The organism is Mesomycoplasma ovipneumoniae SC01 (genome assembly GCF_000218525.1).
GTDB classification, from domain to species: Bacteria; Bacillota_I; Bacilli_A; order Mycoplasmatales; family Metamycoplasmataceae; genus Mesomycoplasma; species Mesomycoplasma ovipneumoniae_A.
The window spans coordinates 1-16,158 of record NZ_AFHO01000004.1; the positions used below are offsets into that span (position 1 = coordinate 1).

A 16,158-nucleotide genomic window follows, 5' to 3' on the forward strand; every position below is an offset into this window, starting at 1 on the left:
AAAAAAAAAAAAAAAATGCTTGGTATAAAAAAATTTTAGGTTATAATTAAACTCACTTAAGAATAATTAATAAATTTGGATTTTAGAATTAAGGGGGAATTAGTGATGTTTTTTGTCTAAAAAAATCAGACAGTGCGAATTTTCCATTATATTTTTAAATATGATGGGATGCCTTAAATTTGACCGTTTAGAAATCTACAAATTTATGGCATTTGATTATTGTTCTTTCAAAACTTCATATATTTTTTTAGGCTCGATGTAAATAAAAACGAGTTTTCTATTTGCATTGAGTTTAAATAGTAGTTGTTTTTTTATGACTTTTTGCTTTTAAGTTTGTCTAATAAGTGATTAAAATCTAAATTATTTTCTGATTTTTTATCAGTTTCTTCGATAAAACCATTATTTTTCGTTAGTTCAAGTTTGGTGTTATATTCGATAGTTAATTCAGAAATAACCGCAAAAATAGAGTCAATTAGGTTTTTAAAGTAATTTGTCTGATTGGTTTGGTCGAGTTTCTCAAGAACTTCGTGTGGCAAAATTTTAGCAAAAACAGACTTAAGTGCATTTAAAACTTTGGTGTTGTTATGGTTTTTGTCAATAAACTTATACAAAATTGGTTTTAATTTTTGGGAATTATTAGACAATAAATTAAAAATTATGGCGTATAAATCGGGACTATTTTGATATTTATAATTATTAATCAAGAAAAAATCATCCATAATTGTGCTAATTAAATCACTTAATTCTTTAAAATTATCTTGTGCTAAGAAATCTGAAAAAGACTCAAAAATTAAATTTAAAGACTGATAATTTTCAGAATTTTTGTCAAGAATAAAGCTTAAATTAATTTTTGAAATAAATGGTAAAAATTTACCAAGTAAAGACTTAACAGAATCTATTTGTCTAGCTGAAGGAGAAAAAGAGATAATATCTTGGAAAAAATTATAAATATTGTCTTTATCTTTGATAAAATCACTAACTTTATTGGTTAAATTAGAAATAATATTAAAAAAGAAAGAAAAATCAGATGGATTATTGCTTATTCCGCTTTTTATTCCATAAATAACTTCGTTAGATAGCAAATTAATTAAATTATTAAAAGTTTTAGTATTAACTATTATATCGCTAGTACTTGTAATCAAAGTTATAAGTGAATTTATGTCTTCTTTTTCAATATTAAAGCCAAATTGACTTGATAAGGCGTTAAAAATAGTACTCAAAAAATTAGGTCTTTTAAGCGCTTCTATTACAAAACTTTTAATAAAAGCTACTGATTTATTGTAATTATTTGAATTTTGGAGAAATAAATACAAAATTTGACCAAAAGATTTAGCTGATATATAATCTTGATTATTTCGTATTAGTTCTGTAAAAATAAAAGTGACAAATTTTTGAACTGAATTAAATTGAAGTACTTCTTTTATTACTTGTTGAATATTTTCTTGACTTGAAATTGAACTAACTAGTAATTTAGAAATTGCCGGTTGGTTAAATAATAAATTATAAAATAAATTAACTGATTTAGTACTATGGGTCTGAACATATTCGCTAGACAAAATTTCGTTTAAAAGTGCAAGAATATTTTCCTGAGAAAGGACTTTTTCCTTCAAAAAACTTATTAAATCAGGGGATGTTTGTGTTTTATCCGACTCAGACAACTCAGAACTATCTTGCTCTGAGTTGTCGTCAGATTCATTTATTTCAACATTTTGGATGGAAGAATTTGCAATAAATTCTTGTGCATATTGTGTTATATTTGTGAAAAATTCACTTTTTAAAATTACTTCAACAATGTTATTAAATGCCTCAAAATTTGGTTCAGATTTATTACCAAAAGTGTTAATTAAACCTTTAAATAAGTCGGCAAAATCGCTCTGTTCAGAACCAAAAAACCCGACAAATTGATTCAAAGCGCTAGCATAATTTGTTGATTCTGGTTGCTGAAATGAAATTGTATGTAGATCCTTAATGCTTTTTTCTTCAAAACTAGAATTTTCACTAATAAAATTTTGAAGCGAACCATTAACAGTGATTTTTTCTAAAATTTCATTGTTGGAACCAAAATCTATTTGCTGAGACTCTAAATTATTAGCGGAAAAATTAGTTTGTAAAATTTCATCATTTTCATTGAGTTTTTTAGATTTATTAAGGTCTGTAGGAGATAAAGCTAATGAAATAATTAAATTTTGAGCTATTTGTTTGTTGGCTTTTATTTGAGGTCTGAAATCTAAATCTGTATCAAAAAATGGACCTGATTTTTCATCTCAAGATTTTTCAAAAAATGGGTTTATGAAATTAACGCCCATTTGTTGTGAAACTTCTTTTATTTCATCGTTTAGACGACTTACTGAAAGTAAATTAGGTTCAAATTCTGACAAATAATTTTTAAGCAAATCGTTTAAAAATTTATCAATTTTTGGATGCTCATTATAATATCCAATTAGATTTATGTAAGTTTCAGGATTAATATTTTTAATTAAAGTTATTAACTTTTTCAAGTTATGTTTAATTTTTATAAATGCGTAATTAATATTTGTTGTTATTGAATCGTATAAATTTCGGGGTGTATTGCTTGAAAGAATATTGTCAAAAAAATTACTATTAAATTCATTAAGAAAGTCTTTGAAACCAATTGAAATTGTAATTAAATTAGCGTTTCGAATTTCTTGTCTTAAGTTTGAGAAATCGCCGGTAAAATTTTCAAATACCGAACGAATTGTTTCGGCAAAATTTGAAGAATTGTATGTTTGAGCCCTTAAATTAGAAAGATTTTTATCACTTATAATATTATTTTTTGGGTCTAGAAGATATATTCAATCTAGAATTGAGGAATTATTTAGCGCTAAATTTTTAAAAGATTTTACAGAATTGGGTTGAATACTTTGAGCAAAATTGGCAAAAAAAGCAGGAAAAGAGATCCCGCTAATTGAACCGTTAGTCATTTTACCGCGCCCGTCAAGATTACTTTCTCAATCAAAACCTGAGCTTAGGGAATCACCTAAAGCTAAATAGTTTAATTCTTTTAACAACGCAGTTTCTGATTTTTTTAACAAATTTGATCCTAAATTAGTTTGTTTTGCACTAAAAAAAACTGCGCCCGAAATAATTCCAACGTTTAAGAGAATTGGCGTGGATGTTTGAAAGAGAATTTTTAAAGCTTTTTTCATTAAACCAAACCTCAATATTTAAAAGTAAATTATACTACATAACCGCTAAAAACGTATGTTTTTTATTTGATTATAAGAATTTTAATGATTTTTTTGAAAAAAGGGAAAAATTAAGGAATTGCTAGGGAAAAGGTTTCTCCTTTGTTTTCAAAAATTATTTTATCATCAAGTAATTTTTGAAAACATTGATCTAAATAGTCGCGAGTCTTTTTCTTTAAGAATGAAAAATCTGTTATTTCGAGAATTAATGAATATATATCCTCTTTTGAAATTGATTTAGTTTTTTCAATTATTGTTATAATCAAATCCTTAATTTCAAAATAATGTATGTCTCTTATTGGTCTTTTTGGTTCAAGGAAAAAATTGTATTTTGTCACATTTTTTAAAAAATAATGCGACGGACTTTCGAAAATAATGTTATTTTCTATAAAATTATGTGCAATTTTCACACTTTTTGCTTTTATAGAGTTGGTAATTTTTGAATTTCCGGATAATCAAAGAACAATTTTTTGGTGTTCTTGCTTGCTGAGAATTTTAACTCTATTAAAAATTTCCTCAAAAAAAGAATATTCAGTTTTAGTTTGATTTCATAAGTCAGTCAAATTTTCATCCGTAAATAAAAATCTTTTTTCAAAAAAGGATCTAAAATCAATTGGTTGTCTTTTTTTAATAATAGCTAATGGGGCGCTAAATGGTTCAGCTGTTTTTGGCGGTAAATCAGAAGGATTTTCTTCAACACCCAGCGGTTTTTCTTCTTGAGATTTAAGTTTTTTTATTATTTCTTTTATTTTTTTAAGTTGACTGCCTCTATTTTGGAATCAATCTAGCGACCAAATTCTAAGGATATTTCAACCTCGCGACATTAGGACATTTTTTCACAAAATTTCACGATCACGGGCATTTTTATGCTTTAAATAACCAGATCCATCACATTGAATTCCTAGTAAATAACTATTTTCGTTTTGTGGGTTTAAAACTGCTAAATCGATTTTGTAATCTGAATATCCGACGTTTTTTACAACTTTTAGACCCATATTTGTTAATTCTTTGTAGACAGAATCTTCAAAACTTACTTGTGAATCTGAAGTATTATCAGGTTTATTTTCTACAAACAAATTATGTTTAGCAATTTCTAGATATTTTTTAAGAAAACTTGCCCCGCGTGTGCGGACTTTTTCTAAATCAATTTGCTCAGGATCAAGTGATGTAACCATTATTGTTGAATATTTTGCCCGAGTAAAGGCAACATTTAGACGTCTGTAACCATTTTTTTGGTTAATGGCTCCAAAATGAAGTGAAACTTTGTTTTGCTCATTAGGACCAAAATTTAATGAAAAAATGATTATATCGCGCTCGTCACCTTGAACTGATTCAATATTTTTGACAAAAATTTCGGTAGATGATTCATCGCTAAAAAACTGGGAAAAATAAGGTTTATTTGCTTTAAATTTTTCTAATTTTGATTGAATGAGGTTTCGCTGTACTGAATTAGTTGTAACAATTCCTATCGAAAATTTGTTTTGATATTTTGTAAGAATTTGGTCTAGTATTTCAATAACAGTATCTGCTTCTTTTTCATTTCTTCGCTCTTTATAAAGCGCATTTTCAACTTTTACAAGCTTAATACCTTGTAAATCATGAGGTTTTTGACTTGTTGGAAAAGTGACTAAATCATTATTATAAATTTCAATGTTAGAAGGTTGAATCAATTCTTCAAACTTTGAGCGATAATGTCATGTTAGTCTGTAAGATTTTAAAAATGTTTGACTGACATCAAGAATTGAGAGATAATCTGAAACATTGAAGTCGGTAAAATCAGATTCTTCATCCTCGCTTTCAGGAATTGTGTCAAAAAAATTTGTTGGGGGCATTTGTTCTTTGTCACCAGCAATTATATACTGTTTTGCACGGACAATTGCTCCAATTGCGCTTTCAGGTTTTACTTGTGAAGCCTCGTCAAAAATAACAAGATCAAACTCCATATCACTATTTTTAATATAGGAACTTACTGAGAGCGGCGACATCATCAAACAAGGCTTTAATTTTCTTAATAAATTCGGAATTCTGACAAAAAGTTCGTGAAACGGCATTAAACGTCGAGATTTATTAGCTTCTTGTCTTAAAATTCTAATTTCTGGAGTATATTCAGAAACTGAGTCAATTTGGGGAATTTTTTCAAGAAGAATGGCATCAACTCTTTTTGCCGACAGTAAATCTAATTTTTCTTGGGCAAGTTCAAATTTGTTTTGATTTGAACTTAGTGTTTGTCAATCATAATTATTAAATTCGGCGCTAACTATTTGATCTATTAAAATTTTGTAAAATTTTTTTGCAAAAGTTTTATAAAAATCAATTTCTAAGTTTGCCTCAATTGCTTTATTTATAAAATCGTCAATTCCAAAATCAGATAAAAGGGAAATATTGGCATTAATTTGGGCAATTTCATGAATTTTATCTATTTTATATAGCTTTGTTTGAAGATTGTTTTCGAATCTCTTCTTTTCTAAGAAATTAAAATTAACCACTTTTGAATCAAATTCAAGCGAAAATTCTCGCCAAATTTCAACGAATTGACTAACAGGTTCAAATAATTTCTTATTCAAAAGCTCTCTTGTATACTTTGAATCAAGAAAAAAATCAACAAATTGCTTGTCTTGAACTTTTATTTTTGTTGAATCATTCAAGATTTTTAACTTTTTATAAAACTTTAATTGATAAAAATTTGACTGGATTTGGCTAGGATTTGTTTCTCCAGCTTTAAATAAAAGGGTTGAAAGCCATTTTTCAAGCGAGATTTTTTTATTTTTTAAGGTAATAATTTCTGATGAGTTTTCAAGAAAAGTTGTGTCAGAAAAATCTTTGTTAAAATACGGAGTTAATTTTTGTTTGATTTTTTTGTATCTAAAGTCTAAAAATTTAAGTTTTTTATTAAGATGATCTTCAATAATTTGACAACACTCTTTGATAGGAACATCTAAAGGAATTTGCTTAAAATGAACGTAAAGTTTTTTTTCTAAGGTAGAAATTTCTGACTGAATTTGCAAAATTTGTGAATATTTTTGAATTTCTTGGGACAAATTTTGTAACTTTTCCAGTTCAGGTAAATCAATTTTTTCCAGATTATTTAAAATTTTTAAAAAATCAAACAAGTAAAGAATGTTATTTAAATGTTGATCTGGATGCATCAAGAAAAAATTAAACTCTTTAATGTTATTGAAAATAGTAGAACTTAAATTTGTCAAGGTTAAAATTCAGGTTTTAAATTTGTCTTTTTTGAATTCGTCAATAGTTTTTTGACTAAAACCATATCAAGGGTGTTTTTTTAAATTAAAGTTAATAGTTTTTATTTTTTGAAATAAATCACTAAGCTCTCATTCAATTTTTTGAAGGGCCAAATAGTCAATTTTTTTTAGTTTTTCTTCTGGAATTGAAAATTCAAAATTTGGAATATCAATCAAATTTTGATATTCAGCAATTAAGTCATACACACTTTTTTGTAACGGAGGACGAATTTGAGTAAGTTTTTCACCGTAATTATTCAGTTTTTGACGTAATTCAATATAATTATTTTCAATTAAAGCCGACTCTGAAGCATTCAGTAATATTGAATTAACACCTTTTTCGAGCGTGGTTAAAAGATTGTCAACTACATCTTTTTTGTTAATATTTTCGTTGTGAATAGCTATAACTGAATCAGAAAGTCCGATTTTTTTAAGGTTTGAATAAACAACATTAAGTGCTGCTAACTTTTCTGAGACAAATAAAACTGTTTTATTTCTTGCTAAAAATTCATTAATTATATTAGTGATGGTTTGGGACTTTCCAGTTCCAGGTGGGCCATCAAGAATGAAATTTTCACCACGAATTGCAGCCTGAATTGCTTTTTCCTGAGATGAATCGGCTGGCAAAATATGAAAATAATCTGATGGGGCAAGATCATTATTAGAGCTAGAACCGACGACAGTTTCTTGATTATTTTCACCGATAGGGGCGACAGTATTATTTGGTTTGGGGGTAGAATTACCAATTATTTCATTATAAAAAGGATTATTAATTATTTTTTCTTCATTTTCAACTAAGTCAGTGTAAATTTCAATTTTACTATAATCAAAAAGGCTCAATTGAATTGAGCGAATTATTTCTCAATTTGAATTAGTGTTATTTTTGTGAAATAATTTTTCAAAATTTAGAAAATTTTCCCTAATTGAGATTGATGTATCGATTTTAAATTTAGATAATTGGCTGTCTAAGTTTAAAATTTGCAATTTTTTAAGAAGAGTTAAATTTATGCTTAATGATGAATTATCAAGAAATTCAAGTCAATATTTCTCTTTTCCTTGCTCTAACATTCGACTAAGTTGGGCAGGAAATAAAAAAATAGGACTATAATAAGGGGTTTTTTCATCATCTTTTTCAAATCATTTCAAAAATCCAATACCAAGATAAAGAATATTTATCGCTTTTTCTTCTTTAAAATTTTTGGACTTTGAGTACAAATTTTTGATAATTAAATTCTCTTGCTCAACGGGGAAGTCTGATATTATCAAATTTGAGATGTTTTTAGTACTTATTAATTGTTCTTGAATTTCTTCTAGTGTTAGAGGCGTAAAATTTTTAGGCTTTGATTTTGAAGTTGACTGCTTTTTAGCATTTTTTTCGGGGTACCGAAAAAATATTTTTACTTTAGGCTCTACAACATTATCAAGAAAATCATTAAAATTAGGCAATAAAATCCCGAGTTTTATTGGCCTTGTTTTTGTTGGGATGTTTAAATTAAAATTGATTAATCGATTTCTTTTGGAAACATCGAGCAATTTATTTTGTCATTTTTTTAGATCTTCACGAACATTATCAACTTCCATATTTCCCTTATTAAATCAAGTTTTATTATAGTATTATAAAATATTTTTTGTAATTTTATTTAAATTAGCTCGAAAATAAAGAATTGTTTCTTGCCTTTTTTAATTAAAAAGAGGTTGTTTTGATCAGCTAGACTAGTATTAATTTCAGAAGAAGATTCAATTTTTATACCGTTAATTTCGAGAGCTTTATGTGAAATAAATTCATTCAATTCACGTTTTGAGCTAAAAATACCAGATTCAATTAGACTATTTTGGTCAAAAAATTTTGCACTAAAATAGGGCAAAATTTTTTTTAGTTCTAATTTATCATCAAAAGTTATTTCAAAATAATTTATTTTATTAAATAAAATTTGGGTTATTTTTTCTGCAATTTCAAGTCCTTTTTGGCCGTGAATATTAAAAACAACCTCTTTTGCCAATTCTTTTTGTAAAATTCGGTCTTTTTTATTTTGATTGTGCAAAGAAATTAATTGCCTAATTGAATCTAGATCTAAAAACGACAGCCAGAGCATAATTTTTTCGGCCTGAGAATCGCTTTGATTCAACAAAAATTGATATAAATTAAAAGGTGAATACATATTTTTATCAAGCCAAATCGGTTTTCCAAGACTTTTGCCAAATTTTTCATTATTTTCATCAGTAAGTAAATTTGTTGTAAAAACAAAAGTCTTGCCCTTATTTTTTAGGTTTGATTTTTTAATAAAATCAAGGCCAGTCACCATGTTGCCTCATTGATCAGACCCCCCTGATTGGGCAATTATGTTGTGATTTTGGGCTAAAAATGTAAAATCTCACCCTTGAATTAGTTGATAAGAAAATTCTGTATATGAAAGTCCAGATTCAATACGCGAAGAAACAGAATCTTTTGCCAACAAATAAGCAATATTAATATTTTTACCAATATCACGCAAAAAGGTTAAAATATTCATATCTTTGTAAATTTCAAAATTATCAAAAACAGGTAAATTAAACGATTTTAGTTGGTTTTTGATTTTTTCAGTGTTATTTTTAACACTTTCAAAGTCAAGTAACTTTCGCTCATTAGGTTTAAATGACGGATCGCCAATCATTCCAGTCGCCCCGCCGACAACGGCAAGAACTTTAATCCCAAAATTTTGAAGACGTTGTAAAAGATTTATTGAAATGTAATTACCCAAATGAAGCGAGGGCGCCGTTGGATCAAAGCCGATATAAATTCCATTTTCAGAAGAAAGATTTGAAAATCTATCGGAATTAGTGATATCTTTTAAAATTCCTCTTTGCTTTAGCTCATCAAGAAAATCAATTTTATTTTTGTCAGACATAGAAAAACTCTCCAAAATTAGTGCTATTTTTTCAATAAAAGGGCGATTTCTTGATCATAAATTGGTTTATTATCAACATAAGGTGTTTCTAAAATTATTGGAATATTATCAAAAAGTGGGTCATGAACAATTTTTTGAAGAGTTTCAAGACCAATAAAGCCTTTGTCAATATTAGCATGACGATCTTTTTTTGAACCAAGCGGATTTGCTGAATCATTTAGATGAATAACTTTTATGTGATTTATTATTTTAGTTTTTATTAATTCTTGTTGAAATTCAGCATAATTTTTAAGATCATAACCAGCATCTCAGACATGACAAGTATCAAGACAAACCCCAATTCTTTCTGAATTTAAGTCTTGAATTATATCGACTATTTCCTCAAAACTTGAGCACATTTCAGTACCTTTTCCGGCCATAGTCTCAAGTAAAATTTCGACATTTTTTGTTTTTTCAAGTATAACTTTAAGTGACTTTACAAGCTGATTTTTTGCTTCTAATCTTGTATAGGTTGTGAAAAAACCTGGGTGCAAAACTAAGAATTTTGCGCCAATAAAGTTCATTTTTTCAATCTCTTTTACCAAAAAATCAATAGAAAAATTAGCTTTTAATGGATTAGCCAAATTTAAAATATAAGGAGCATGAACGACTATATCGGCAGGAGGAATTTGCTTGGAAAATTCAGCGACATACTCGTCAAATTTATAATTTTCAGGCTGAGTTCTCGTTGTTGACTGAGGTGGACCTAAAAAAATCATTGCTGTATTTGCTTTATTTTTTAGAGAAATATCGATTGCACCAAAAAGGTAATCTGGTTTTTTGAAAGGTACATGTGATCCAATTTTTATCATTTAATTTTAACCTCGCTTAAAATTTCAGGTAATTTAAAACTGTGAATTTCGATGTTTTTAAATTTTTCTTGTAATATTTGGGCAATTTTATCAGTAAAAACTTGCTCAATAAGGTGGGGAATTTCTAAAACTTTGATTTTATGATGCATGATCGTAAGTTGATCTGATCATTTGAGATCGGAAGTTATAACAAGATTGGCTTTTTGTTTTTTTGCTAAAAGACATGCTAAAATTCCACCTGAACCTGGAAGAATTGCCACTTTTTTTGGCAAAAAATCTTGTGAAAAATTAGCTCGAAAAGTCGCTAAATTACTATTTAGTGAAATTCTTTTTAAAATTTCAGAAACTTTTAAATTATTTTCAATTAGAATGTTAAAATCATCAATTTTTATAGCGCTACTTGCATCTAGACCTCACTGGTTGGCGATTGAAAATGCAGTTTGGTTGTTTGTTGAGTCAAAATTCGTGTGGAGCGCAAGCACGTTAATTGAGTGTTTCTTTAAAAGACTAGAAATTTTTTTCTTGTAGGGCGAATTTTGAAATTCTTCCTTTTTTGTCGGATAAAAAAAGAAAGGGTGATGTGAAATTATTAAATTATAATTATTTTTAATAGCAAAATCTAAAACACTTTTTGTAAGATCAATGCAAATAAGAACTTTGAAAATTTCAGAATCAAAAAAGAGATTTCAACCGCAATTATCTCAGTCTTGACAGTTTTCTAAGGGAAATTTTTCAAGCAAAAAATTGCCAATTACTTTTGTTTTCATACTTTTTTAGTTAAAATCACGTAGTGACCATCTTTTTTGAGGGGTTCTTAATTTTTTAAGAATTTTACCCTCTATTTGACGTACTCGCTCCTTTGTAACGCGACGCATCGCCGCCAGTTCTTCAAAACTATGAGCCTGATACGGAACGCCATTTTCATCAACGCCAACTCCGTAACGGCGTTTGATAAAATCTTTTTCATCATAGTCAAGTGTTGCCTCGATTATTTCAAGTAAAACCTTAGCTTTTTCCTCCCGCTCGGCATATTCAGCTGGCGAAATTATATTTTCATCCTTAATAAAATCAGAAAAAGAGCTATCTTCTTCTTTCCCAATTGCTTTGTCTAACGAAATCGGGTCGACATTTATTTTTTTAATATAACGGACTTTTTCGGCTGTAAATTCAGACCCAAGACGCTGAGCAATTTCTTCAGCTGTTGGATTTAGCCCTTTTTCTTGCTGTAATTCGCGTTCTGCTTTATTAATTTTATTAATAGTTTCGACCATATGAACCGGAATTCTAATTAGTCTTGCCTGATCAGCCACAGCTCTTGTGATTGCCTGACGAATTCATCAAGTTGCATAAGTTGAAAATTTAAATCCTTTAGTGTGGTCATATTTAGAAACGGCTTTGATAATTCCTAAATTACCTTCAGAAATTAGGTCAATAAAATTTAAACCACGGTTTTTATAGCGTTTTGCGCTGTTTACAACTAGTCGTAAATTACGTTTTATTAAGGTATCACGAGCTTTTTTACCAATTCGACCTTTAATTTGCATTTTACGGGCGAGTTCTTGTTCTTCTTCTTGACTTAATAATTTTCCGTATTTTCCGATTCAACGCATGTATCATTTGATCATGTCGTTTGTGTCGGTGAGTTTATTTCGGTAAACATCGTCGCTGTAAATTTTAGGTTTACGAAATTGACTTGAATTTTCATCATTAATATAATCAAGATCGTCAATATCTTGGATTCTTAGTGATTCATCAACCGAGTGGCCAAATTCAATTTCGCCACTATCATCTTGAGACAAGTCATCAAAATCTTCTTGGTCATCAAGTCTGTCTAGGCTCAAATCTTTATCATCATCTAAATTATCAAGATTTTTCTTTGTTTTATTTTTAGAATTTTTTTGACTAATCTGATCAACAAAATCTGAACTTGAAACATCTTCAAGATCTTCTTTGTCTAATTCATCGCTTATTATTTTTTTCTGCATTAAAATTTGAAAAAACTCGTCTAACTCGTCCTCTGAAACTGAAAGGTTTAAATTTTCGATATATTTATAAACTTCTTCATGGCTTAAAAATACATTTTCAGCAGTTTTTTTCGAACTTTTTTTTGTCGTTTGTTTCTGTTTTTTTTCTAATTGTTCTTGTAACTTTTCAATAACAAACTGATAACGTGACTCGGGACTATTAGCTGATTCTGAAAAATTATCAGAATTTTCTAGCTTGTGGTTATTTTCAAAAAGTTCTTTATTTTTAGAGGTTTTTTTCTCTTTTGCTGTTATTTTTGTTTGTTTTGTCTTTTTTTTGGGTTTTTCTAATTTTTCTTGTTCTAATTCTAAATCCTCATTTTTTGCGGTTTTAGATTTTGTGGTTGAAGCCACTTTAGCTTTTGCTTTTAAACTTTTATTAGTTGAGTTAATATTTTTTGATAATTGATTTAAAGTTTTAGTTCGAAATGCCTCAATACTTTTTAGAAAATCAGATTGATGCTTGGTTGTTTTAATAACATTAAAAAAATTCTCAATTTGTTCATATGAGTTTTTTCTTTTTTCATTAACGATAATTTTTTTTGAATTTTTAGCGTTCAAACTGTCAGAATCGACATTCAAATTTAAATTAGAATCTACTTGGACTTGCTCCTTTGTTTTTTTATGTGAAGTTTTTACTTTTTTTTCAGCGGTTTTAGTTGCTGGCTTTGTAGATTTTTCAGAAAAACTATAAGCTTTTTGGGAATTTTTAGGTTCTTGTATTGCCAATTTATTACCAATTTTCATTATCGGCGCCCCCTTGAATTTCGTCGTTATACAAATCAATTACAAAATCATTTTTATTATTTTTTAAATGCTGATGTAAAATATCGTTATTTATTTTTCTTCTTCTTTCATTAATATTTTTAACATAGTATTTAACGTCATCTATTGTTTTTTCATGTACATTAAAATTTATAATGTCATGATCTGATATTTGTGAATATTCATCTAATAAATATTTTTTTAATAAAGCGCCTGCTTCATCAATTTTTTGTATAGTTTGCCTGCAAATTTCGGGATTTTTTCTATCGCTAGAATATAATTTGTCAACAAACCTATTATTAAGTGGATTTGAAAATTTAAAATTTAACCTTTTAAACTGATTAAATTTTTCCCGATCACCTTCAAGAAAATCCTTCAAAATAATTAAAAATAATCTTAACTCATTAGATTGAAGTTGATATGGCCGGTTTTCATAGCTATTCCTTTTATTTTGTTGTCTATTTTCAAAAAGATCTTCATTTTCTTCAAGTTCCCGACCAGATTTAGATGGATACTGAATTTGTTTTATTCAGCGAAAAGCACTTTTTTCAATACCTAAGTCCTCATTAATTTTTTTCAAAAAAACGCCTAGTAATGGGCTATTTTGAGCATGCAAACTTTGCAAAAACGGCGTAAATTTGTTGACAAATTCGGTAATTTCATCGCTAGAATTTTCTTTGATTTGATTTTTGTAAAAACTATAAGCAAAATCAAAGCAATTTTTTCGGTCTGAAAGTTTTTCTAAAAAACTGTCAGCACCAAAATTATTTAAATACTCATCAGGATCTTTTCCGTCAAAACCTGATATAATGTAAGTTTTAATTTTGTTTTGCGAAAGTATGAGTGCCGATTTTAAGGTAGCCTCAAGACCAGCCCGATCACCATCAAGGGCAATGACAACTGTAAAATTATTCAATAATTCACAGTGTTTTTTAGTCAAAGAAGTGCCCATAAGCGCAATTACATTTTTAATATTGACCTTGTAAAATGCAATAACATCAAAAAAACCTTCAGTAATAAAAATTTCTTTGGGATTGTCAGCGATTGCATTTTTATAATTATAGAAAATTTCAGATTTAGAAAACAGCTTACTTGATGGTGAGTTTAAATATTTTGGTTCACATTTAGTATTAGGCAAACAACGACCTGAAAACCCGACAACTTTTCCTTCTAAATTTTCAATAGGGAAAACAATTCGATTTTGAAAAAAATCAAAACCTTGTTGATTTAAAAGTGAATAATCTTTCAAAGTTTCCTCATCAAATAATTTTGAATCAACAAGTCGAGGTTTTAAAAATGAACTTGGCGCAAAGCCGATTTTAAATTTTTCAATAATTTCGCGACTTAGCCCTCGCGAATTTATAAAGTTGTAAATTTCCAATTCTTGTCGGTTTTTAGGGCTTTTTTTGGTTTTTGATATAATTGTAAGTAGTTCTAAAAGATAAAGTGAGACCGAATTTTCAAAAGCGCGCAATGCTTGAAGTTCAATTTCAGAATAAACTTTTTCAGGAGCAAAATTATTTGCTAATTTAAGGTCTAAATTGTATTCTTTGTTAAGATATTCAATAGCTTGAAAAAAATTCAAATTTTTTCAAAGCATTACAAAGCTAACAACATTTCCACCTTTTTGACAAGAAAAACACTTAAAAATTTGTTTAGAAATTGAAACTGACAGTGATGGATTTGTGTCCTCGTGAAATGGACAAAGTCCAACAAATGTGTTTCTTCCATTGGGCGAAAGCTGGATTGCTTGTGAAATTAACCCGTAAATATCGGTGTTTTTTAAAATATGAGCTAAAATTTGCTGCTTATTCATTTGAAGAATTTTCCTCTATAAATTGGATAATTTCGGTGATTTTTATTCTTTTTTGTTCACAAGTATCGCGAAATCTAATTGTTACACTTTGATTTTGAATTCCTTCTTCATCAACTGTAATGCAAAAAAAAGTTCCAATTGAGTCTTGATAATAATATCTTTTGCCAATAGTTCCTGTATTTACAAAAGTAGCGGCGATTCCGTGGCTAACAAGCATTTTTCATATTTCTTCTGCTTGAGGTGAAAATTTCTTTAAAAGCGGTAAAACCGCAACTTTATATGGGCTTAAAATAAAAGGAAATTTAAGAAAATAACGGTCTTTTTCGATGTCGTGAACAAAATTTTGCTCTAAAATCGCTAACATAAGTCTGTCTAAGCCAATTGATGGTTCGATTATATATGGTAAAATTTTTTGACCGGTTGCAGAATCAACAAATTCAAGATTTTCGCCACTTTTAGCCATATGATTTTTAAGATCAAAATTTCCACGGTTAGAAATTCCGATTAGCTCACCTCAACCAAAATTAAAAAAATACTCAAAATCAGTGGTTGCTTTTGCATAATGGGCTAATTTTTCGGGTTGATGATTGCTAATTCGGATTGAATCTGGCGAAAAACCTAATTTAGATAAAAAAAGTTGAACTTTTTTTATTTCAGAGTGAAAAATTTCATCTGCTTGTTCAGGTCTAACGAAAATTTCCTGTTCTAGTTGAGTAAATTCACGGGTCCTAAAAATGAAATTTCCAGGTGAAATTTCGTTTCGAAACGATTTTCCAACCTGAGCGATTCGAAGAGGCAAAGCGTTTTTAGTAAATCTTAAAAGTGATTTAAAATTTATAAAAATTCCCTGTGCTGTTTCAGGTCGCAAATACAATGTTGTTTTTTCATTTTCAACAACACCTTGTTCAGTTTGGAATAAAAGATTGAAATTTTTAGGAATAGATCAGTCGGTTTTTGATCCATCATAATTTTCAATTTTAGCCAAATATTGCTGAATTTCTTGTTGATTTAATTTTTCAAAAATTAAATTTGGAAAATTATTTTCAAACAAATGGTCAACACGATAACGTTTTTTATTAATTTTATTTTCAACTAATAAGTCGCTGAAATTTTCAAGATGACCTGAGGCTTCTCAAACTTTTGGGTTTAGCAAAATTTTTGTATCAATAAAAAAGGCATTAAGATCTTTGTTTATGAAAAAATCAGCCCAAAAATTTTCAATATTTTTAGTTAAAAGAACACCAAGGTGGCCATAATCATAAGAATTTGCTAAACCTCCATAAATTTGTGAACTAGGAAAAATAAATCCTAAATTCTTTAGATAATTAATAAAAAATTGGTAGTTTTCAAATTTGGCCATAATTTATCC

The 16,158-nt window shown here is 28.3% G+C and carries 8 protein-coding genes; all 8 read right to left on the reverse strand.

From position 1 onward, the window contains the following. Window positions 1-311: 311 nt before the first annotated feature. The 8 genes from MOSC01_RS04090 to MOSC01_RS0100820 all read right to left on the reverse strand — a co-directional run bounded on the left by MOSC01_RS04090 (window position 312) and on the right by MOSC01_RS0100820 (window position 16,149). Window positions 312-3,167, reverse strand: coding sequence for a hypothetical protein (locus MOSC01_RS04090; RefSeq protein WP_010320926.1), 2,856 nt, complete (start codon window positions 3,165-3,167; stop codon window positions 312-314). A gap of 110 nt (window positions 3,168-3,277) precedes the next feature. Further along, window positions 3,278-8,029 carry a DUF4011 domain-containing protein gene (locus MOSC01_RS0100790; RefSeq protein WP_010320927.1) on the reverse strand — a complete coding sequence of 1,584 codons (4,752 nt, stop codon included), beginning with the start codon at window positions 8,027-8,029 and terminating at the stop codon, window positions 3,278-3,280. A 59-nt stretch (window positions 8,030-8,088) separates the two neighbouring features. Continuing rightward, window positions 8,089-9,333, reverse strand: a complete 1,245-nt coding sequence (tyrS, locus tag MOSC01_RS0100795) for a tyrosine--tRNA ligase (RefSeq protein ID WP_010320928.1) — start codon at window positions 9,331-9,333, stop codon at window positions 8,089-8,091. 23 nt (window positions 9,334-9,356) lie between these two features. Beyond that, window positions 9,357-10,184, reverse strand: coding sequence for a deoxyribonuclease IV (locus MOSC01_RS0100800; RefSeq protein ID WP_010320929.1), 828 nt, complete (start codon window positions 10,182-10,184; stop codon window positions 9,357-9,359). After that, the gene (locus MOSC01_RS0100805) at window positions 10,178-10,951 is read right to left on the reverse strand and encodes a Nif3-like dinuclear metal center hexameric protein (RefSeq protein WP_010320930.1); all 774 of its coding nucleotides are present in this window, start codon (window positions 10,949-10,951) and stop codon (window positions 10,178-10,180) included. The genes MOSC01_RS0100800 and MOSC01_RS0100805 overlap by 7 nt, the downstream gene beginning before the upstream one ends. 6 nt (window positions 10,952-10,957) lie before the next feature. Further along, window positions 10,958-12,331 (reverse strand): RNA polymerase sigma factor, encoded by a 1,374-nt coding sequence (locus MOSC01_RS0100810; RefSeq protein ID WP_415926553.1) that lies wholly within the window; start codon window positions 12,329-12,331, stop codon window positions 10,958-10,960. Window positions 12,332-12,941: 610 nt separating this feature from the next. Beyond that, entirely contained in the window at window positions 12,942-14,789 is a 1,848-nt protein-coding gene (dnaG, locus tag MOSC01_RS0100815; protein WP_010320932.1) for a DNA primase, read from the reverse strand. Continuing rightward, complete coding sequence (locus MOSC01_RS0100820) at window positions 14,782-16,149, reverse strand: glycine--tRNA ligase (protein WP_010320933.1); 1,368 nt, start codon at window positions 16,147-16,149, stop codon at window positions 14,782-14,784. Before MOSC01_RS0100820 ends, dnaG begins: the two co-directional genes overlap by 8 nt. Window positions 16,150-16,158: the final 9 nt, after the last annotated feature.